This is a genomic window from Roseovarius sp. CH_XMU1461 (assembly GCF_037027165.1).
In the GTDB taxonomy this organism is placed as follows: domain Bacteria; phylum Pseudomonadota; class Alphaproteobacteria; order Rhodobacterales; family Rhodobacteraceae; genus Roseovarius; species Roseovarius nubinhibens.
In genome coordinates, this window is record NZ_JAYMDV010000001.1 from 416,313 (window position 1) to 437,343 (window position 21,031).

Consider the following 21,031-nt stretch of genomic DNA (forward strand, 5'->3'; position numbering starts at 1 on the left):
ATGATATGAAAGATACTATGGATTTCGCCCAATATGACGTGGGCTACGACATCCCCGCGAAACCGGGCATGGACGAGGCCGACATTCAGACGCCCTGCCTCGTGCTCGATCTTGACGCGCTCGAACGCAACATCAAGAAGATGGGCGATTACGCCAAATCCCACGGCATGCGCCACCGCGTGCATGGCAAGATGCACAAATCCGTCGACGTGGCCAAGCTCCAGCACGAGCTCGGCGGCGCGGTCGGCGTCTGCTGCCAAAAGGTCTCCGAGGCCGAGGTCTTTGCCCGTGGCGGCATCAAGGACATTCTCGTCTCGAACCAGGTCCGCGACCCGGCCAAGATCGACCGCCTCGCGCAGCTGCCGAAATTCAGCGCCCGCGTCATCGTCTGCGTCGACGACATCGACAACGTGGCCGAACTCTCGGAGGCCGCGCAGAAACACGGCACCACGCTCGACATCTTCATCGAGATCGACTGCGGCGCGGGCCGCTGCGGCGTGGTCACCACCGAGGCGGTGATCGACATCGCCAAAGCCGTCGACGCCGCCCCCGCCCTGCGCTTTTCCGGCATTCAGGCCTATCAAGGCGCGATGCAGCACATCGACAGCTATGAGGCCCGCAAGGAGAAACTCGACGTAGCCATCGCCATGGTCCAGGACGCCGTCGACGGGCTCAAGGCCGAGGGCCTCAGCTGCGAACTGGTCTCCGGCGGCGGCACCGGCTCTTACTATTTCGAATCGAACTCGGGCGTCTATAACGAGCTGCAATGCGGCTCCTACGCCTTCATGGACGCCGATTATGGCCGCATCCTCGACGCCGATGGCAAGCGCATCGACCAGGGCGAATGGGAAAACGCCTTCTTCCTGCTCACCCAGGTGATGAGCCACGCCAAGGCGGACAAGGCCATCTGCGACGCCGGCCTCAAGGCGCAATCCGTCGATTCCGGCCTGCCGGTGGTCTATGGCCGCGACGATGTCGAATATATCAAATGTTCCGACGAACATGGCGTGATCGCGGACCCCAAGGGCGTGCTCAAGGTCGGCGAGAAGCTGCGCCTCGTGCCCGGCCATTGCGACCCCACCGCCAATGTCCATGACTGGTATGTCGGCGTCCGCAACGGCAAGGTCGAAACCGTCTGGCCGGTCTCGGCCCGCGGCCGCGCCTACTAACCCCTTTTCGAGACGGACGGTCAGGCCCCGATGGGGCCTGAAAGCCGCCCGCATGCCGACCACCGTCCACCCCTGGCATGCGGGCGCACGACATTCCTACAGGAGCTCCCACGTGCTGATCGTACCCGAACGCCAAATCCCCGATCTTTTGACCCGCAGCGCCTCGTTCACCGCGGTGGAAAAGGTCTTTGCCGCCATGGCGGCGGGCCAAGCCTATAATTTTCCGGTCATCCGCGAGGCGATCGGCCACGAAGACGCGCTCTATGGCTTCAAAGGCGGGTTTGACCGCGACGGCCACACTCTCGGCCTCAAGGCGGGCGGCTACTGGCCGCACAATCTCGAGAAACGGGGGCTGATCAATCACCAATCCACCGTCTTCCTCTTCGACCCGGACAGCGGCATGATCTCGGCCATGGTCGGCGGCAATTACATGACCGCCCTGCGCACCGCCGCCGCCTCTGCCGTCTCCATTCAGCATCTGGCGCGCCCGGATGCCAAGGTCATCGGCATGATCGGCGCGGGCCATCAGGCCACCTTTCAGCTGCGCGCCGCCCTCGAACAGCGCCCGTTCGAAAAGGTCATCGGCTGGAACCTCCACCCCGAGATGCTGCCCAATCTCGCCGCCGTGGCCGAAGAGGCGGGCCTGCCCTTCGAGGCGGTCGAACTTGACGGCATGACCGAGGCCGATGTGATCATCACCATCACCTCTTCCTTCGCGCCGAGCCTGCTCGCCCAGCATGTCAGCCCCGGCACCCATATCGCCTGCATGGGCACCGACACCAAGGGCAAGCAAGAGCTCGAGGCGGCGCTGCTCGGCTCCGCCACCGTCTTTGCCGATGAGATCGACCAATCTGTGACCCTTGGCGAGGCCCAGCACGCCATCGCCGAAGGTCTCATCAGCCGCGACGACATCACCGAGATCGGCGCCGTGATCAACGGCACCCATCCGGGCCGCAGCAGCGCCGAAGAGATCACCCTTTTCGACGGCACCGGCGTCGGGCTGCAAGACCTCGCCGTCGCCGCCGCCGTGGTCGATCTGGCCGTCGAGCAAGGCGTCGCGATCGAGGTGGATTTCTAGGGGGCGGCTCCCGGGCCCTCCCCCCGGCCTGCAAAGGTTAACGCGCCCGTCCCAATCCGGCCAAACCGGCCCGCGCGATACTGTCGCTTTACCGACGCAATACCGACGCGTTACCGAAAATCCCGAAATCCATGGTTAACACGCAAACGGCCCCCAATTTGGGGGCCGCCGCTTGGGTGGGTCCTGTCAGGGAATTCAGGTGAACCACCACCGCTCGATGCAGCGCTCGCCATCCATGTCCCAGTTCGAGGCGAACCCTTCGGGAAGGCCAACATTGTCTCTGGTTCCAAAGACATAGGAGGCAAACATCGGCGCGATGAGCCCGCCATCCATGTTCACCAGCTCCTGCATTTCATAATACATCTGCCGGCGTTTTTCCTCGTCGAGCTCGGCCCGCGCCGTGACCAACAGCTCGTCAAACCGCGCATTCGACCAGCGCGTCCCGTTCCACGGCACGCCGCTCTCGTAAGCGGTTGAAAACATGAGATCCTCCACCGGTCGCCCACCCCAATACACGGCGGTAAACGGCTTCACATTCCACACATCCGTCCAATACCCATCATTCGGCTCCCGCACCGGCACGATCTCGATCCCAGCCTTCGCCGCCGAGTTCTGATAGAGCACCGCCGCATCCACCGCCCCGGCAAAGGCCGCATCCGCCGCCGACAGCTCGATCTTGACCTTGTCGAGCCCCGCCTCCTTGAGGTGGAACCGCGCCTTATCGGGATCATATTCGCGCTGCGGCAAGTCCTTGTTAAAAAAGCGTTGTCCCTGCCCGATCGGATGGTCATTGCCGACCACCCCATAGCCAAAGAGGATCTTGTCGACCAACTCCTGCCGGTTGATCGCGTATTTGAGCGCGAGCCGCAGGTTGCGGTCGGTATAGGGGTCCGAGGTGCACATCATCTCAAAGGTGAAATGCTGCGTGCCGGGCACCGAATGCACCTTGATCCCCGGCGCCTGTTTGATCCGCTCGATGGTCTTGAGATCGAGCTTGTCGATCGCATCCAGATCGCCGGTCAGCAACCCGCTCTGCCGGGCATTGGCATCAATGATTGCCAAGAGCTCGGCGGAATCGAAAAACGCCCTGTTTTCAAGGTCCCAATGGTCATCATTGCGCGACAGATCGGCCCGAATACCCGGCTCGAAATTGTCGAGCTTATAGGCCCCGCACCCCACCCCGGTTTTCCAATCGACCTTGCCATCCTCCGACATGCCGACGGGGATGTGATAGTCGCTGAGGGTAAAGGGGAAATCGGCATTGCCGGAGGTCAGCTCAAACACCACCCGCCCCGGCCCATCGGCCCGCACATCCGCAAGCGACGACAGCAAAGGCTTCGCCGCCGAGGTCGAATCCTCGCCCCGGTGATGGTTGATCGAGGCGATCACATCCTCCGGGCTGACGGTCTTGCCATTGTGAAAGGTGAAATCCTTGCGCAGATCAAACACCCAGGTCTTGCCGCCATCCGCCGCTTCCCAGCTTTCGGCCACGCCGGGCACCAGGCTGCCATCAGGCGCGACCTCGGTCATATAGCCGTGGAAACTCTGTAACAGGTTGACCATATAGCCATTTTCGGCGGTGCCCGGGTTCATCGTATCGGTGGTCTGACCATGGCCCTTGCCGATGCGGATCGTGCCGCCCCGCTTGGGCGCGGCCGCCACCACCTGATCGGCGACGCTGCTGGCGGCGGCGGCGCTGATGCCCGTCGCCACCACCGAGCGCATGAATTGCCGTCGGCTCATGCTGCCCGTGGCGAGGCGGGCCTTGAGGCTTTCCAATGGATGTTTCATCGTGCGTAACTCCCTGTTTTATGGTTATTTTACTGTTGCACTGTGAATATCGGGGCGTGACTACCCCGCGGCACGGCGCAGCGATTGCGCCATGCAGTGAATGCCGCCGCCCATCATGGTGAACATCGACATATCCGGATCATAGACCGTGAAGCCGTTGGCGCGCAGCTTGCCGATCAGATCCTTGCTCGCCGCCGGGGCGAGCACGCGATCATTGCCAAAGGACATCACATTACAGCCGAGCGCCATCGTGTCCTTGAACCCCACCGGCACGATCTCGATCTTCTTGGATTTGAGCCATTCGACCACATGATCGGGCGTCGTCTCGAGGCAGACCGCCGCGCATTTCGGCGCGATCATGCAGACCATCAGGTCGATATGGACATAATAGGGGTCGATATAGGCGTAATGGACTTCCCAGCCCTCTTTCTCGACCCAGGCCCCGATCTGCCGCGCCGACACTTCCTCGCAGCGCATGCCGGTATAGCCGATCAGCACCGCGCCCGGCTCGATGATATGGAAATCGCCACCCTCGAAATTGCCGGCGCTGACCATGTCATAGATCGGAATGCCCTTCTCGAGATAAAAGCGCAGCGCCGCCGAATACTCGCCCCGCCGCCGCGGGTTGGCCATCTGGGTGATCACCGCGCCCCAGGGCGTCATAAAGCTCGAATCGCGGGCATAGACCCCGTATTTGAGATGCTCATCGGCAGGCAGCGTATGCACCGTCACCCCGCCATCGGCATAGGCTGACAGCATCTCGTTATATTGCGTCACCGCCGTCGCATGATCCCACGCCCGCTTGTTGAGCGCGGTATCGCGATAGATCGAGCTGAAGGCGGAATTGTCCATGTGGCCAAAGGTGTCCACCGGCCCCAGCAGCACATCCGACAACACCCCATATTCGCTGTCGATCCCCCAATCGCGCAGCGCGGTCGTCCCGCCTTCGGCGGCACGGTTGCGCAAAGGCGTCAGGGCGGTCATGGCATCCTTGGGCATGGGATTTTCCTTCCATCGCAAATGTTCAGTCTTGCGAAACAGGCTACAGGTGAGTTGCGCTTGTGGATAACGAATAAGTATACTGACCTAGATGAATCCATCTCACCAAAACCCGCGGAACCCGAAAAATCCGACATCCCCTCACCCCCGCCAATCCCCGCCGAAACGCCCCGCACAGCCGCAGAAATTTTCACCTGAGATCAGGGCCTTTGCGGCTTTGGGGTCTGGCACCGCTTTCGGCGCTGGCGCATAGTGTCGCCACCATGAGCCGTGCCTGCCTCGAGAAAAAGCTTGAGGTAAATATATTTTAGGCACATAATTTTTAACCATATACCAAATAGGCGATGGCCGATCCCGGAACCATCGCCAGCAACGGGAGACCAAAACGATGAAACGGACGCTTCTCGCATCCCTGATGGCGGCCACCTGCCTCACTGGTGCCGCCTCTGCCGCCGAAGACAAGATCAAGATCGGCCTGATCTACACCCTTTCCGGCCCCGCCGCCGCGCTCGGCGAACAAGGCCGCGACGGCTTTTTGCTGGCCGCAGACCAGATCGGCAAGATCGGCGGTCTGGAAACCGAAATCATCGTCATCGACGATGAGCGCAAACCCGACCTCGCCGCCAGCAAGGCGCGCGAACTGGTCGAACGCGACGAGGTTGATTTCGTCGTCGGCCCGATCTTTTCCAACATCCTGATCGCGATCCACAAACCCGTCACCGAAAGCGGCGCGATCCTGATCAGCTCGAACGCAGGCACCTCGAACTTCGCCGGCAAGGACTGCCACCCGAATTTCTTCGTGACCTCCTATCAGAACGACCAGAACCACGAGGTCATGGGCGCCTATGCCGAGAAACAGGGCTATCAGAACGTCTTTCTCATGGCCCCCAACTATCAGGCCGGCATCGATAGCCTGAACGGCTTCAAACGCTCCTATTCCGGCGGCGTCGCGGGCGAGGTCTATACCGAACTCGGCCAGCTCGACTTTTCCTCGGAACTGAGCCAGATCGCCGCCTTTCAGCCCGACGCGCTCTTTACCTTCATGCCCGGCGGCATGGGCGTGAACCTCGTCAAGCAATACAATCAGGCGGGTCTCGGCTCGATCCCCTTCCTGTCGGCCTTTACCGTGGATGAAACCACCCTGCCCGCGACCCAGGACGCGGCCGTGGGCTTTCTCGGCGGCGCCACCTGGGCCCCCGACATGGACAACGAGGCGAACAAGACCTTCGTTTCCGGCTATGAAGAGAAATACGGCCATGTCCCCGGCACCTACGCCATGCAGGCCTATGACGCGGCGCAGCTGATCGACAGCGCCGTGCGCAAGGTCGAGGGCAATCTCGAGGACAAGGACGCTCTGCGCGCCGCCCTCAAAGAGGCCGATTTCGCCAGCCCGCGCGGCGATTTCACCTTCGGCAACAACAACTACCCGATCCAGGATTTCTATCTGGTCAAGGCGGTCAAACGTGAGGACGGCAAATACGCCACCTCCATGGTCGAGCGTATCTTCGACGACTACCAGGACAATTATGCCGCCGAGTGCGACATGAAGTAACCCTGACCCTGGACCCAAGCCGCGATCGGAACATTCCCCGATGACAAACCTGTTCATCCTGCAACTTATGAACGGCCTTCAATTCGGCGTCTTGCTGTTTCTGATCGCGGCCGGTCTGACCCTGATCTTCGGGATCATGGATTTCGTCAATCTCGCCCATGGTGTGCTCTACATGGTGGGCGGCTATCTTATGGCCACTTTCGTGGCCCTGACCGGCAGCTTCACCATGGGGCTGCTGCTCGCCCTGCCCACCGCGCTGGTGGTGGGTCTGGCGCTCGAATATTTGGTGATCCGAAAACTCTATCACCGCTCGCATCTCGATCAGGTGCTGGCCACTTTCGGCCTTCTCATGATCATCACCGAAGGGGTCAAGATCCTCTGGGGCAGCAGCCCGCTCTCGGTGCCGATCCCACCGCTTCTCGATGGGGCGATCCCACTCATCGGGCAGGTGAAATACCCGATCTACCGTCTCGCCATCATCGCCACCGGTCTGGCGGCGGCGGCCGGTCTCTATCTCATCGTGAACCACACGCGCATCGGCATGCTGCTGCGCGCCGGTGCGACCAACCGCAACATGGTCGCGGCCCTCGGCGTCAATATCTCGCGGCTCTTCCGGCTGGTCTTTGCCTTTGGCGTGATGCTCGCCTGTTTCGCGGGCATGATGGTCGCGCCGATCCTGTCGGTCGACACCGGCATGGGCGAAAGCATCCTGATCCTGACCTTCGTCGTGGTGGTCATCGGCGGTATCGGCTCGATCCGGGGCGCGTTTCTCGGCGCGCTTCTGGTGGCCACGGTGGACACATTGGGCGGCACCTTCGGCCCGATCCTGCTGCGCATGGTGTTTGATCCCGCCACCGCCTCGCAGGTGGGCCGGACCCTCGCCCCGATGCTGGTCTATATCCTGATGGCCATCATCCTCTTTGCCAAACCCGCGGGCCTCTTTGGGCGCAAGCCGGTATGAGTGACATGACCACACCTCCGACGACCCGCCCCGCCCCGCGCCTGCGTGGCCGCACCAAGGCCGCCCTCGTGCTCTTTGTCCTCGCGGCGCTGCTGCCGGTCTTTGCCTGGGCCACCAATGATCCCTATCTCGTGGTGATCGGCACCCGCATCCTCGCCTATGCCATCGCCGCCATGGCGCTCGACCTGATCCTCGGCTACGGCGCGATGGTGAGCTTTGGCCACGCCGCCTATCTTGGCTTTGGCGCCTATGCCGTCGCGGTGCTGAGCCGCCATGGCGTCACCGACATCACCCTGCATCTGCTCGCCGGCATCAGCCTCTCGGCGGTCTTCGCGCTGATCACCGGCTGGATCTCGCTGCGCACCCGCGGCATCTATTTCATCATGATCACCCTGGCCTTTGGTCAGATGGCCTATTTCTTCTTCGTGTCGCTGTCGTCCTATGGCGGCGACGACGGGGTGACGCTCGACGCGCGCTCGACGGTGCTGGGCCAGCCCTGGCTCGAAAACGATCAGGTGCTCTATTACACGGCGCTGGCGCTGTTGATCGGGCTCTTTACCCTCTGCGCCCGCATCGTCACCTCGCGCTTTGGCCGCGTTCTCACCGGCACCCGCGAGAACACCACGCGGATCGAGGCGCTGGGCTTTGCGCCCTTCCGCTATCAGCTCACCGCCTTCGTGATCTCGGCCTGCATGACCTCGGTCGCGGGCGTCATGCTCGCCAATCAGGCCGAATTCATCTCGCCCGCCTTCATGTCCTGGCATGTCTCGGGCGAGCTGATCGTGATGGTGGTTCTCGGCGGCATCGGCAATCTCACCGGGGCCATCGGCGGCGCCTTCCTCGCGCTCATGCTCGAAGAGCTGCTCAACATCTTCACCGAACATTGGAAGCTCTTCTTCGGGGTGATCCTCGTGCTGGTGGTGCTCTATTCACCCGACGGCATTTCCGGGCTCTTGCGCAAACTCAAGCTGGGGGGCGAGAAATGAGCGGTCTCTCGGTACGCAATCTCAACAAATCCTATGGCGCGCTGCGCGTCACCCATGATCTGTCGCTCGAGATCCACCCCGGCGAGCTGCACGCGATCATCGGCCCCAATGGCGCGGGCAAGACGACGCTGATCACCCAGCTCTCCGGTCAGTCCCCCTCGGACAGTGGCGAAATCCTCTTCGACGGGCGCGACATCATGCGGCTCTCGATGCCGGAACGGGTGCATCTCGGCCTCGCCCGCTCGTTCCAGATCACCTCGATCCTGCCGAAATTCACCGTGCTGGAAAACGTCGCCCTCGCGGTGCAGGCCAAGGACGGGTCGAGCTTTCGCTTCTTCCGCGCCGTGGCCCACGAGGCCCGGCTCAACGCCCGCGCGATGGAGTTCCTCGCCCAGGTCGGCCTCGATCAGAGCGCCGATCTGCCCGCCAGCGCCCTTTCCCATGGCGATCACCGGCGGCTCGAACTGGCCATGGCGCTGGCCAGCGAGCCGAAACTCCTGCTGCTCGACGAGCCGCTCGCCGGCACCGGCGGTCAGGATGCCGAGGCGCTGGTCGATCTGCTCGCCGCGCAAAAGGGCCGCATCACCATCGTGCTCATCGAACATGACATGGGCGCGGTGTTTTCGCTCGCCGACCGGATTTCGGTGCTGGTCTATGGCGAAATCATCGCCACCGGCACGCCCGAAGAAATCCGCAACAACGCCGCCGTGCGCGCCGCCTATCTCGGCGACGAAGAGGCCGAGGAAATCCCATGCTGAGCGTTGAAAACCTCCGCGCCGCCTATGGCGAAAGCCAGGTGCTCTTTGGCGTGAGCCTCGAAGTGAACGAAGGCGAGGTGGTGACGCTTCTGGGCCGCAATGGCATGGGCAAGACGACCACCGTCAACACCGTCTTCGGCCTGCTCAAGCCGCGCGACGGCCGCGTCTCGGTCGATGGCATCGACCTCACCGGGGCCGAACCGCATCGCGTCGCCGAGGCCGGGCTCGGCCTCGTCCCCGAAGGCCGCCAGATCTTCCCGACGCTCACCGTCACCGAAAACCTCATCGCCACCGCCCGCGCCCGCGGCCCCGGCCCGGCGAAATGGACGCTCGAGCGCATCTTCGACCTCTTCCCGCGCCTCAAGGAACGCCGCCGCAACATGGGCAATCAGCTCTCGGGCGGCGAACAGCAGATGCTCGCCATCGGCCGTGCCCTGATGACCAACCCGAAACTCGTGGTGCTCGACGAGGCGACCGAAGGCCTCGCGCCGCTGATCCGCCAGGACATCTGGTCCTGCCTCGCGCGGCTCAAGGACGAAGGCGAGGCGATCCTCGTGATCGACAAGAATGTCGATGCGCTGACCCGGCTCGCCGACCGCCATGTGGTGCTCGAGAGGGGCAATGTGGTCTGGACCGGCAGCACGCCCGATTTCCTCGCCACCCCGGAGATCAAGGAACGATTTCTTCAGGTTTGAACCGATAACAGAGAGGTAATTGAGATGGACATGACTGCCGGCGTGACCCGCGCCAATGAGGGTCTTGAGAACATCAGCTGGAACATTCTCGGCCAGACCTACGTGCCGAAACAGCATTCCGAGGGCTCGCTTTCGTGGCACGCGACCCTGCCCAAGGGCACCTTTGTGCCGCCGCATATCCACCCGACACAGGATGAGTTCATCTATGTGCTCGAAGGCCGGTTCGATCTCATCCTCGACGGGGCCAACACCCATGCCGAACCCGGCGATCTGGTGCGCATGCCCAAGGGCATCCCGCATGGCATCTTCAACAAGACCGACAGCACCATCAAATGCCTGTTCTGGGTCTCGCCGAGCCAGCGGCTCTTTGATCTCTTCTGGGCACTGCACAATCTCGGGCCCGAGCCGAACCCGGCCGAGGTCGTCGCCATCTCGGCCCAGCACGAGGTCGACTTCCTGCCGCCCGAGGATGTGTAACCGATGAAGGTTATCATCGCAGGGGCCGGGATCGGCGGGCTGACAACGGCCCTGATGCTGCACGCCCGCGGCATCAAGGCCGAGATCTACGAGGCCGCCCGCGAGGTGCGCGAAGTGGGGGTCGGCATCAACGTGCTGCCCCATGCCATCCGCGAGCTCGACGCGCTGGGCCTGCTGCCCGCGCTCGACGCGGTCGGGCTGCGCACCCGCAAGCTTTCCTACCTCACCCGTGACGGGAGCGAAGTCTGGTCGGAACTGCGCGGTCTGCACGCAGGCCATGACGTGCCGCAATTCTCGATCCATCGCGGCCGGCTGCAGAAACTGATCTATGATGCGGTGATCGACCGGCTCGGCCCGGACGCGATCCGCACCGGCTGCCGCCTCGCCGGCATGGTGCAGGACGAGGCGGGCGTCACCGCCCATTTCTCCGACAATCACGACGGCGGCGCGGGCACCACGGTGCGCGGCGATGTGCTCATCTGCTGCGACGGCATCCATTCGGCGGGCCGCCGCATGTTCTACCCCAAGGAACCGGGACCGAGCTGGCAGGGCGTCATGATGTGGCGCGGTGCCGTCGATTGGGACGTCTGGGACGACGGTGAGAGCATGGCGATCAGCGGCGGCCTCGGCGGCAAGCTGGTGCTCTACCCGATTGCGCCGCCCAAGGATGGCAAACAGCTGATGAACTGGGTGGTGAACATCCGGGTGCAAGATCCCGAACTGTCACCGCCCCCCGCCAGCAACTGGTCGCGTCAGGTGCCGCTCTCGCTGGTCCTGCCCTATGCCCGGCGCTTTACCGTGCCCGGCTGCGATATCGAGGCGCTGGTGCGCGCAACGCCGAGCATCTTTGAATATCCCATGGCCGACCGCGATCCGCTGCCACGCTGGACCTTTGGCCGGGTCACGCTCTTGGGCGATGCGGCGCATCCGATGTACCCGGTGGGCTCCAATGGCGCGAGCCAGGCCATTCTCGATGCCCGCTGCCTCGCCGATGCGCTGGCCCGCGCCGAACATCCGCGCGCGGCGCTCTGGAGCTACGAACAGGACCGGCTGCCGAAAACCGCAGAGGTGGTGCGCAACAACCGCTCCGGCGGGCCCGAGGGCGTCATCGACGCGGTCGAACGGCTCGCCCCGGCGGGGTTCAAGAATATCGATGATGTGCTGAGCTATGAGGACCGCGAGGCCATCGTCGGCGGCTATGCCAAGCTGGCGGGCTTTGGCAAGGTCACCCGCGTCGAAAAGACCGGCTGAACGACGGGCGCGGGCGGCTCACACCGCCCGCAGCACCAGCGACACGCCTTGGCCCACGCCGACGCACATGCTGGCCAGGCCCAATCTCCCATGCCCCGCCGCCAGATCGCGCGCCAGAGAGCCCACAAGCCGCGCCCCCGACATCCCCAAAGGATGGCCAAGCGCAATCGCCCCGCCATTGCGGTTGATATGCTCCGCCCGCCAGTCGAGCCCGAGCTGATCCAGCACCGCAATCGCCTGCGCCGCAAAGGCCTCGTTGAGCTCGATGAGATCGAACGCCTGCGCCGTGATCCCGAGCCGCGCACAGAGCCTCTCGGTCGCGGGCACCGGGCCGAGCCCCATCACCCGAGGCGCAAGCCCCGCGCTCGCCCCGCCCTCGATCCGCGCCAGCGGCGTGAGCCCATGCCGCTTGACCGCCGCCTCCGAGGCAAGGATCAGCGCCGCCGCCCCGTCATTGACGCCCGAGGCATTGCCCGCCGTGACCGTCCCGCCCTTGCGAAACGGGGTCGGCAGCGACGCCAGCTTCTCGAGGCTCGTCTCGCGCGGATGCTCGTCGCGATCCACCTCCACCGCCGCGCCCTTGCGCTGTGCGAGGCTCACCGGCGCGATCTCCTGGGCGAACCGCCCCGAGGCCTGCGCCGCCAAGGCCCGCTCCTGGCTTGCCAGCGCAAACGCGTCCTGATCGGCGCGCGACACGCCACAGGCCTCGGCCACGTTCTCGGCCGTCTCCGGCATGCTGTCGATCCCGTATTGCGCCTCGATCGCCGGGTTCACAAAGCGCCAGCCAATCGTCGTGTCGTAAATCTCGGCCCGCCGCGAATAGGCGGCCTCCGCCTTCGGCATCACCAAGGGCGCGCGGCTCATGCTCTCGACACCGCCCGCGACGATGACATCGGCCTCGCCCGCCCGAATGGCCCGCGCGCCGGTCATCACCGCATCCATCCCCGACCCGCAGAGCCGGTTGAGCGTCAGCGCCGGCACGCTCTCGGGCAGCCCCGACAAGAGCACCGCCATCCGCGCCACATTGCGATTGTCCTCGCCCGCCTGATTGGCACAGCCAAGGATCACCTCATCCACCGCCGCCCAGTCAAACTGCCCCTGCCGCGCCATCAGCGCCCGGATCGGATGCGCCGCCAGATCGTCGGTCCGCAGCCCCGCCAGCGCCCCGCCGTAGCGGCCAATCGGCGTCCGGATATAGTCGCAGACAAAGACCTCAGCCATGCCCTAGCCCCGCGCGATCTCGGCCGTGGCCTCGATCTCCAGCAACGCCTCATCCTCGACAAGCCCCGCCACGATAAGCATCGACATCGCCGGGAAATGCCGCCCCAGCACCTTGCGGTAAACCTCGCCCACCTCGCGCTGCCGGGCGAGATATTCCGCCTTGTCGATCACGAACCAGGTGAGCCGGGTGATATCGCTCACCTGCCCGCCCGCGGCCTCGACCACATCGACGATATTGCGCAGGGCCTGCTCCATCTGCCCGATGAAATCATGGCTCTCGAACACCTGATCCGCGGTCCAGCCGATCTGCCCGCCGACATAGAGCGTGCCGTTTTGCGACAGCACGCCATTGGCATAGCCCTTGGCCGGTTTCCAGCCCTCGGGCTGGACAATCTCATGGGTCATCTTGCTCTCCAATATAGGGTAGAAATCTCTCGCGCAGCGGCCCATCCCATGGCGCGGGCCGCCCCTCAGCATCGACATGGACAAGGGTCGACCGCGCCGTGAACCGCGCCTCCTCGCCCGCCCGCGCCCGCAGCTCGAAACTGGCGCTCGTCCGGCCGAGCCGCATCACCCCGAGGCTGATGTCGAGCATATCGCCATGCCGCGACGGCGCGTGAAATTGGGCCTCGGTCTGCACCGTCGGCACCCCGGCGGTGACCAAGAGCCGCTCGAACGGCAGGCCAAGACATTCGGCGAAAAAGCTCTCGACCACATCGTTCATCATCTCGAAATAGCGCGGATAGAAAACGATCCCCGCCGGGTCGCAATGTTTGAACATCACCTTCTGGGTATAGTGGAAGAGACGCGCGCTCATGACGTGCCCGCCGCCGCCTCGGCCTGCTGCTTGAGGATGAACCGCTGGATCTTGCCGGTGGCGGTCTTGGGCAGGCTGTCGCAGAACTTGACGCTGCGTGGGTATTTGAAGGGCGCAATGCTCGCCTTCACATGGTCCTGCAGCGCCTTGATGGTCTCGTCGCTCGCCGTCGCCGGATCGCAGAGCACCACATGCGCCTCGACGATATGGCCCCGCGCCACATCCGGCGCGCCGATCACTGCGCATTCCGACACCAAAGGATGCGCCAAAAGCGCCGCCTCGACCTCGGGCCCCGCGATGTTATAGCCCGCCGAGACGATCATATCATCATTGCGCGCCGCGAAATGAAGCCGGCCGTCCGCGTCCATCCAGAACGTGTCGCCGGTGATGTTCCAGCCGCCCTGCACATACTCCGCCTGCCGCGCATCGGCGAGATACCGACACCCCGTCGGCCCCCGCACCGCCAGCCGCCCGACCTCGCCGCGCGGCAGCTCCTGCCCCTCGGCATCAATCACCCGCGCCTCATAGCCCCGCACCGGCAGCCCGGTACAGGCCGGCGTGTGATCCTCGAAATGGTTCGACACAAAGATATGCAGCATCTCGGTCGCGCCGATCCCGTCGAGCAGCGGCTTGCCCGTCTTGCGCATCCAATCCTCATAGACCGGCGCCGGAAGCGTCTCGCCCGCCGACACCGCCGCGCGCAGCGACGACAGGTCCGCCCCCTCCTCCATCGCCGCCAACATGGCGCGATAGGCGGTGGGCGCGGTGAAACAGACCGTCGCCTTATACTTCTGGATGATCTCGATCATATTCGGCGGCGACGCGGTCTCGAGCAGCGTCGCCGTCGCCCCAAAGCGCAGCGGAAACACCGCCAACCCGCCCAGCCCAAAGGTAAAGGCCAAAGGCGGCGAGCCGACGAACACATCCTCCTCCGTCACGCCCAGAACCTCCGCCGCATAGCCATCGGCAATGATCATCAGGTCGCGGTGAAAATGCATCGTGGCCTTGGGCGTGCCCGTCGTCCCCGAGGTAAAGCCCAACAGCGCCACATCATCCTGCGCCGTCTCGACCGCGTCGAACCGCACCGGCTTCTCCAGCGCCATCCGGTCGAGCTCGGCCTCGTGGTTCGACGTGCCATCGAACCCGATCACATGTTTGAGAAACCGGCTCTCGGCGGCACAGGCCTCCATCTCCTCCATCAGCCGCGTGTCGCAGAGCGCGTGACTGATCTCGGCCTTGTCGACGATCTTGGCCAATTCCCCGGCCCGCAGCATCGGCATCGTGTTGACCACCACCGCCCCCGCCTTGGTCGCGGCGAGCCAACAGGCCACCATCGCCGGATTATTGGCCGACCGGATCAGCACCCGGTTGCCCGGCACAACGCCCAGATCCTCGACCAGCACATGCGCCAGACGGTTGGTCCAGTCGGTGAGCTCCTTATAGGTCCGCCGCCGCCCGTTCCCGATCAGCGCGGTGTGATCGCCAAACCCCTTGGCCACCATCGCATCGGTCAATTCCACCCCGGCATTGAGCCGCTCGGGATAGTCAAACCCCTCGAGCAGCAGATCGGGCCAGCTCTCTTCGGGCGGCAGGTTATCGCGGGCGAACGTGTCGAGATGCGCGCTTGCCATCATCATGCCGATCCCTCCCGCCCTATGCTGCCGGGACAGACCCGGCCAAATAGATTCCGTCTCATCGAGACCTCTCCTGTTGCTACGTCTCCCCGCCGCCGCGCCGCGCCTTCTGGCGTCTCATCGCGAGAACGGGCCGTTTACCCTGCGCCTACCGCGCGTCGAGCGCCTGCCGCGCGATGATCACCCGCTGCACATCCGACGCCCCCTCGTAGATGCGCAGCGCCCGGATCTCGCGATAGAGCCGCTCCACCACCGCGCCCGACCGCACCCCGTCGCCGCCATGCAGCTGCACCGCACGGTCGATGACCTTCTGCGCCTGTTCGGTGGAAAAGAGCTTGGCCATCGCCGCCTCGCGGGTGACCCGCGCCGCGCCGCTATCCTTGGCCCAGGCCGCCCGATAGACGAGCAGCGCGCTGGCATCGATATCGAGCGCCATATCGGCAATATGCCCCTGCACCATCTGCAACTCGGCCAAGGGCGCGCCCTGCACATGGCGTCGGCTCACCCGATCAAGGCTCTCGTCAAGCGCCCGGCGCGCAAAGCCCAGCGCCGCCGCCGCCACCGTCGACCGGAACACATCGAGCACCGACATGGCGATCTTGAACCCCTCGCCGGGCTTGCCGATCATGGCACTCGCCGGAATGCGGCACTCGGTGAAACGCAAGGTTGCCAGAGGATGCGGCGCGATGGTCTCGAGCCGCTCACTCACCTCGAACCCCAGCAACCCCGCAGGCACCACAAAGGCCGAAAGCCCCTTCGCCCCCGGCATATCCTCACTGCGCGCAAACAGCGTGTATACCGACGCGATACCGCCATTGGAAATCCAGGTCTTTTCGCCGTTGAGAATGTAGTCATCGCCATCGCGCGTCGCCGTCATGGTCGAGTTCGCCACATCCGATCCCGAGGCCGGCTCGGTCAGCGCAAAGGCCGAAATCGCCTCGCCCCGGCGCACCAGAGGCAGCCATTCCTCGCGCTGCGCCCGGGTCCCGAAGAGCGACAGCGCCCCGGTGCCAAGCCCCTGCATCGCAAAGGAAAAATCCGCCAGCCCATCATGCCGCGCCAGCGTCTCGCGGATCAGGCAGAGCCGCCGCACATCGAGCCGCCCGTCGGGCTCTGCCGGGTCCACGGCGGCATGGTTCAACCACCCCGCCTCGCCCAGCGCCGCCACCAGCGCCCGACAGGCCGCATCAGTGTCGCCATGGTCGATCCCGCCCAGCTCGGACGCCGCCCAATCGTCGAGCTTTCGCGCCATTTCAGCATGTTCAGGCTCGAAAAACGGCCAGGAGAGAAAGCTCTGATCCGCCATCAATCGCCCTCGAACACCGGGGTTTCCTTGGCCACAAAGGCCCGGTACGCCCGCTCGAAATCCGCCGTCTGCATACAGATCGCCTGCGCCTGCGCCTCGGCCTCGATCGCCTGTTCAATCGACATCGACCATTCCTGCGCCAGCATGGTCTTGGTCATCATATGCCCGAAATTCGGCCCCCGGCCGATCCGTTCGGCCAACTCCCGCGCCGCCCCGTCAAGGGCATCCGCCGCCACGACCCGGTTGTAAAACCCCCAGGCCGCGCCTTCCTCGGCGCTCATCGACCGCCCGGTATAGAGCAGCTCTGCCGCCCGCCCCTGCCCGATGATCCGGGGCAGGATGGCACAGGCCCCCATGTCACAGCCGGCAAGCCCGACACGGGTAAAGAGAAAGGCGCATTTCGCCTCCGGCGTGGCAATCCGCAGGTCCGAGGCCATGGCGATGATCGCCCCGGCGCCGACACAGATCCCGTCGATGGCCGCGATGATCGGCTTGCCGCAATTGACCATCGCCTTGACCAGATCGCCGGTCATCCGGGTAAAGGCCAGCAGCTCCTTCATGCTCATCTTGGTGAGCGGCCCGATGATGTCATGCACATCGCCGCCCGAGCTGAAATTGCCCCCGTTCGAGGCAAAGACCACCGCCGTCACGTCATCGGCATAGCTCAGGTCGCGGAACCAGTCGCGCAGCTCGGCATAGCTGTCAAAGGTCAGCGGGTTCTTGCGCTCGGGCCGGTCCAGCGACACGGTCGCAATCCCATCTTCGATCTCGCAACGGAAATGGCGGACATCACTGCGCATGGCCTAGCTCTCCCGCTCGCCGAGACTGGCGACAAGCCCATCGAGACGCGCGGCAATATCGGCGCATTCATTGGGGCTGAACCCGGCCAGCATCTCGTCGATCCACGCCTCATGCGCCGCCGCCTGCGCCGCGAACTCTTCCTGCCCGCGCTTGGTCAGCCGCACCATCGAGGCCCGCCGATCTCCCGGCACCGGCACCCGCACCACCGCGCCATCCTGCGCCAGCCGGTCGACGATGCCCGTGACATTGCCGTTCGATACCCGCAGCACGCCCGAAAGCTGGCTCATCTTGAGCCCCTCTTCATAGCGCGACAGCGCCGCCATCACGTCAAAGCGCGGCAGCGTCGAGGCAAATTCCTGCCGCAGCTTTTCGCGCAGCTCGCTTTCAATGATCCGGCTGGTTTTCAAAAACCGCAGCCAGAGCCGCAGCCGCGCCTTCGACGCGGCCTCTTCAGAACGCTGTTCAGGTTGAATACTCATATTTCCCCTCCAGAAAGGCTTAACGCATGACCATTGACCGACCGCGCCGCCTCTGAACACAGCCAAAGCGCCGTGCCCGCGACCTCGTCGGTTTGCACAAATCTCTTTTGCGGATTGCCCCGTTGCAGCGATTTCGCCGCCTCCTCGGGGCTCATCCCGGTTTTCTCCACGATGGTCTCGATCGACCGCTCGAGCATCGGCGTCTCGACAAAGCTGGGGCAGATCGCATTGACCGTAATCCCCAGCGGCGCAAGCTCCATCGCCAGCGCCCGGGTGAGGCCGACAACCCCGTGTTTCGCCGCCACATAGCCCGCCACATAGGGATAGCCCTTGAGCCCCGCGGTCGAGGCCACGGCAATCATCCGGCCCCAGCCCGCCGATTTCATATCCGGCAGCGCCGCCTGCCAGGTGTTGAACACGCCGGTGATATTGACCGCCAGCATCGCCTCCAGGCTCTCGGCGCGCATCCGGGCAAAGGGCTCGCTCTCGGCCGCGCCCGCATTGGCCACCGCCACCGTCACCGGCCCGCGCTTGGCCCGCGCCGCCGCAAAGGCCGCCTGCACCGCCGCCGCATCGGTCACGTCGCAAATCTCATAGGGCAGGCCCTGCGCCTTGAGAGGCGCCTCGCGCCGCCCCAGGATGGTGACCTCGGCGCCCGCCTCGGCAAAGGCCCGCGCCGTTTCGGCCCCGACGCCTGTGCCGCCGCCCGTCACCACCACATGCCGCGCCGCGCCGCTCATACCTTGCCCACCATCTCTGCCTGCCGATCCGCCAGCCGCCACGCCTGATCGCGCCCCGCCGCATAGGGCTCGGGCCAGCTCTCCTGCCGATCGCCAAGATCGCTCGCCGCGCGCAGCGTCCAATAGGGATCCGCCAGATGCGGCCGCGCCAGACAGACAAGATCCGCCCGCCCCGCCATCAGGATCGAATTGACGTGATCCGCCTCATAGATATTGCCCACCGCCATGGTCGCGATCCCCGTCTCATTGCGGATACGGTCCGAGAACGGCGTCTGGAACATCCGGCCATAGACAGGCTCGGCCTCCGGCGTGGTCTGCCCGGCCGAGACGTCAATGATATCCGCCCCCGCCGCATGAAAGCGCCGCGCAATCTCGACGGCGTCATCGGGCGTCACCCCGGCCTCTCCGACCCAGTCATTGGCCGAGATCCGCACCGACATCGGCTTGTCCTCAGGCCAAGCCGCCCGCATCGCCGCAAACACCTCGAGCGGATAGCGCATCCGGTTCTCGAGACTGCCGCCATACTTGTCCGTCCGCACATTCGACACCGGCGAGATGAAGGACGAGATGAGATAGCCATGCGCCGCGTGCAGCTCGATCATGTCGAACCCGGCCCGCGCCGCCATCTCGGTGCTCGCGACAAAGGCATCCCGCACCGCATCCATATCCTCGCGGGTCATCTCGCGCGGCGTCGCATTGCCCGCCGACCACGGCAGGGCCGAAGCCGAGAGAATACCCCAATTCCCGGTCTCGAGAGGCTGATCCATCCCCTCCCAGCCGACCCGCGTCGATCCCTTGCGCCCCGAATGACCGATCTGGCAACAGATCTTGGCCTCCGTCTCGGCATGGACAAACCCGGTGAGCCGCGCCCAGGCCGCCTCATGCTCCGGCGCATAGAGCCCGGGACAGCCCGGCGTGATCCGCCCCTCCGGGCTCACACAGGTCATCTCGGTATAGACGAGCCCCGCACCGCCCTTGGCCCGCTCGCCATAATGCACGAGATGCCAATCTGTGGGACAGCCATCGACCGCCTTGTACTGCGCCATGGGCGACACCACGATCCGATTGCGCAGCGCCATGTCGCGCAGGCGATACGGCGCAAACATCGGCGCCCGCACCGGTGCGTCCTTCGGCACCCCGGCCGCCTCCTGAAACCACCGCTCGGCACTTTGCAGCCACGCCGGATCCCGCTCGCGCAGGTTTTCATGGCTGATCCGCTGCGACCGCGTCAGCAGCGAATAGTTGAGCTGCACGGGATCGAGATGCAGATAGCGCTCCACATCCTCGAACCATTCCACCGAATTGCGCGCCGCCGATTGCAGCCGCAACACTTCGAGCCGCCGCTCATCCTCATACCGCGCAAAACCCGCCTTGAGGCTCCCTTCCCGCGCGATATACTCCGACAGGGCAATCGCGCTTTCCAGCGCCAGCTTGGTCCCCGACCCGATCGAGAAATGCGCCGTCGCCGCCGCATCCCCCAAGAGCACCACATTCTCATGGCTCCACGCCTCACAGAGCACCCGGGGAAACCGCAGCCAGGCCGAGCCGCGAATATGGTTGGCATTGGTCATCAGAGCATGACCGCCAAGATGCTCGGCAAAGATCTCCTGACAGATCTCGATGCTCTCCTGCTGGCTCTTCTCGCCAAACCCATAGGCATCGAATGTCGCCTGACTGCATTCCACGATGAAGGTCGCCGTCTCGGCATCGAACTGATAGGCATGCGCCCAGAGCCAGCCCTTGTCGGTCTCTTCAAAGATAAAGGTAAAGGCATCGTCAAACTTCTGATGCGTGCCCATCCAGACAAACTGACAGAGGCGCTGATCCACATCCGGCTTGAACGCCTCGGCAAATTCCATCCGCGTCTTGGAGTTGAGCCCATCCGCCGCCACCACGACATCATACTCGGCCTTGTATTCCGACGCCGCGCCGACCTCGGTCTCGAACCGCATATCAACGCCAAGCTCGCGCGCCCGCTCCTGCAGGATCAACAACAGCCGCTTGCGCCCGATCCCGCAGAACCCATGCCCGGTCGACAGCATCTTCTGCCCCCGGTGATGCACCGCGATATCGTCCCAATAGGCGAAATGATCGCGGATCACGGCGGCGCTTTTGGCGTCATTTTCCGCAAGGTTATCAAGCGTCTCATCCGACAGGACCACGCCCCAGCCAAAGGTGTCATCGGCCCGGTTGCGTTCAAACAGGGTGATCTCGGCCTCGGGCTGACGCAGCTTCATCGAGATCGCAAAGTAGAGCCCCGCAGGACCGCCGCCCAATACCGCTATTCGCATCTGTCCAAGCCTCCCCGTTCGGCCC

General features: G+C 64.4%; 20 protein-coding genes. 9 read left to right on the plus strand and 11 right to left on the minus strand.

What is annotated here, in order from left to right:
- The first annotated feature begins 5 nt into the window (after positions 1 to 5).
- Positions 6 to 1,169 carry a 3-hydroxy-D-aspartate aldolase BhcC gene (gene bhcC, locus WA237_RS02030; protein ID WP_336096486.1) on the plus strand — a complete coding sequence of 388 codons (1,164 nt, stop codon included), beginning with the start codon at positions 6 to 8 and terminating at the stop codon, positions 1,167 to 1,169.
- 112 nt (positions 1,170 to 1,281) lie between these two features.
- Complete coding sequence (gene bhcD / locus WA237_RS02035; RefSeq protein ID WP_336096487.1) at positions 1,282 to 2,247, plus strand: iminosuccinate reductase BhcD; 966 nt, start codon at positions 1,282 to 1,284, stop codon at positions 2,245 to 2,247.
- Positions 2,248 to 2,442: 195 nt separating this feature from the next.
- Here the strand turns inward: bhcD and WA237_RS02040 are convergent, their stop codons facing one another.
- Both WA237_RS02040 and WA237_RS02045 read right to left on the minus strand, forming a co-directional pair.
- The gene (locus WA237_RS02040) at positions 2,443 to 4,038 is read right to left on the minus strand and encodes an ABC transporter substrate-binding protein (protein ID WP_336096488.1); all 1,596 of its coding nucleotides are present in this window, start codon (positions 4,036 to 4,038) and stop codon (positions 2,443 to 2,445) included.
- 60 nt (positions 4,039 to 4,098) lie between these two features.
- Entirely contained in the window at positions 4,099 to 5,037 is a 939-nt protein-coding gene (locus WA237_RS02045) for a dimethylarginine dimethylaminohydrolase family protein (RefSeq protein WP_336096489.1), read from the minus strand.
- Positions 5,038 to 5,425: 388 nt separating this feature from the next.
- Between WA237_RS02045 and WA237_RS02050 the strand changes: the two genes are divergently transcribed.
- The 7 genes from WA237_RS02050 to WA237_RS02080 are packed head-to-tail and all read left to right on the plus strand — an operon-like array spanning position 5,426 to position 11,717.
- The gene (locus tag WA237_RS02050; RefSeq protein WP_009812833.1) at positions 5,426 to 6,589 is read left to right on the plus strand and encodes an ABC transporter substrate-binding protein; all 1,164 of its coding nucleotides are present in this window, start codon (positions 5,426 to 5,428) and stop codon (positions 6,587 to 6,589) included.
- A gap of 40 nt (positions 6,590 to 6,629) precedes the next feature.
- On the plus strand, positions 6,630 to 7,550 hold the full coding sequence (locus WA237_RS02055) for a branched-chain amino acid ABC transporter permease (protein ID WP_040617837.1): 921 nt from the start codon (positions 6,630 to 6,632) through the stop codon (positions 7,548 to 7,550).
- Between the two features lie 5 nt (positions 7,551 to 7,555).
- Complete coding sequence (locus tag WA237_RS02060) at positions 7,556 to 8,536, plus strand: branched-chain amino acid ABC transporter permease (protein ID WP_156783441.1); 981 nt, start codon at positions 7,556 to 7,558, stop codon at positions 8,534 to 8,536.
- Positions 8,533 to 9,294: an ABC transporter ATP-binding protein gene (locus WA237_RS02065; protein ID WP_336096490.1), complete on the plus strand. Its 762-nt coding sequence runs from the start codon at positions 8,533 to 8,535 to the stop codon at positions 9,292 to 9,294. The genes WA237_RS02060 and WA237_RS02065 overlap by 4 nt, the downstream gene beginning before the upstream one ends.
- On the plus strand, positions 9,288 to 9,989 hold the full coding sequence (locus WA237_RS02070) for an ABC transporter ATP-binding protein (RefSeq protein WP_336096491.1): 702 nt from the start codon (positions 9,288 to 9,290) through the stop codon (positions 9,987 to 9,989). Before WA237_RS02065 ends, WA237_RS02070 begins: the two co-directional genes overlap by 7 nt.
- Positions 9,990 to 10,013: 24 nt before the next feature.
- The gene (locus WA237_RS02075) at positions 10,014 to 10,466 is read left to right on the plus strand and encodes a cupin domain-containing protein (RefSeq protein ID WP_009812838.1); all 453 of its coding nucleotides are present in this window, start codon (positions 10,014 to 10,016) and stop codon (positions 10,464 to 10,466) included.
- 3 nt (positions 10,467 to 10,469) lie between these two features.
- Positions 10,470 to 11,717 (plus strand): flavin-dependent oxidoreductase, encoded by a 1,248-nt coding sequence (locus WA237_RS02080; protein WP_336096492.1) that lies wholly within the window; start codon positions 10,470 to 10,472, stop codon positions 11,715 to 11,717.
- An 18-nt stretch (positions 11,718 to 11,735) separates the two neighbouring features.
- Here WA237_RS02080 and pcaF read toward each other — a convergent pair whose 3' ends face one another.
- From pcaF to WA237_RS02125, 9 genes are all read right to left on the minus strand, one after another.
- Complete coding sequence (gene pcaF / locus WA237_RS02085; RefSeq protein WP_336096493.1) at positions 11,736 to 12,938, minus strand: 3-oxoadipyl-CoA thiolase; 1,203 nt, start codon at positions 12,936 to 12,938, stop codon at positions 11,736 to 11,738.
- Positions 12,939 to 12,941: 3 nt separating this feature from the next.
- Positions 12,942 to 13,343 (minus strand): RidA family protein, encoded by a 402-nt coding sequence (locus tag WA237_RS02090; RefSeq protein WP_336096494.1) that lies wholly within the window; start codon positions 13,341 to 13,343, stop codon positions 12,942 to 12,944.
- Positions 13,333 to 13,755 (minus strand): acyl-CoA thioesterase, encoded by a 423-nt coding sequence (locus WA237_RS02095; protein ID WP_336096495.1) that lies wholly within the window; start codon positions 13,753 to 13,755, stop codon positions 13,333 to 13,335. The genes WA237_RS02090 and WA237_RS02095 overlap by 11 nt, the downstream gene beginning before the upstream one ends.
- Complete coding sequence (locus tag WA237_RS02100; protein ID WP_336096496.1) at positions 13,752 to 15,392, minus strand: AMP-binding protein; 1,641 nt, start codon at positions 15,390 to 15,392, stop codon at positions 13,752 to 13,754. The genes WA237_RS02095 and WA237_RS02100 overlap by 4 nt, the downstream gene beginning before the upstream one ends.
- Positions 15,393 to 15,537: 145 nt before the next feature.
- The gene (locus WA237_RS02105) at positions 15,538 to 16,695 is read right to left on the minus strand and encodes an acyl-CoA dehydrogenase family protein (protein ID WP_336096497.1); all 1,158 of its coding nucleotides are present in this window, start codon (positions 16,693 to 16,695) and stop codon (positions 15,538 to 15,540) included.
- Positions 16,695 to 17,495 (minus strand): enoyl-CoA hydratase family protein, encoded by an 801-nt coding sequence (locus tag WA237_RS02110; protein ID WP_336096498.1) that lies wholly within the window; start codon positions 17,493 to 17,495, stop codon positions 16,695 to 16,697. The genes WA237_RS02105 and WA237_RS02110 overlap by 1 nt, the downstream gene beginning before the upstream one ends.
- Positions 17,496 to 17,498: 3 nt before the next feature.
- A complete protein-coding gene (locus WA237_RS02115) occupies positions 17,499 to 17,975 on the minus strand; it encodes a MarR family winged helix-turn-helix transcriptional regulator (protein ID WP_336096499.1) in 477 nt (158 codons plus the stop codon).
- A complete protein-coding gene (locus tag WA237_RS02120; protein ID WP_009812847.1) occupies positions 17,972 to 18,715 on the minus strand; it encodes an SDR family NAD(P)-dependent oxidoreductase in 744 nt (247 codons plus the stop codon). Before WA237_RS02120 ends, WA237_RS02115 begins: the two co-directional genes overlap by 4 nt.
- The gene (locus WA237_RS02125; protein WP_336096500.1) at positions 18,712 to 21,006 is read right to left on the minus strand and encodes a bifunctional salicylyl-CoA 5-hydroxylase/oxidoreductase; all 2,295 of its coding nucleotides are present in this window, start codon (positions 21,004 to 21,006) and stop codon (positions 18,712 to 18,714) included. Before WA237_RS02125 ends, WA237_RS02120 begins: the two co-directional genes overlap by 4 nt.
- Positions 21,007 to 21,031 lie beyond the last annotated feature (25 nt).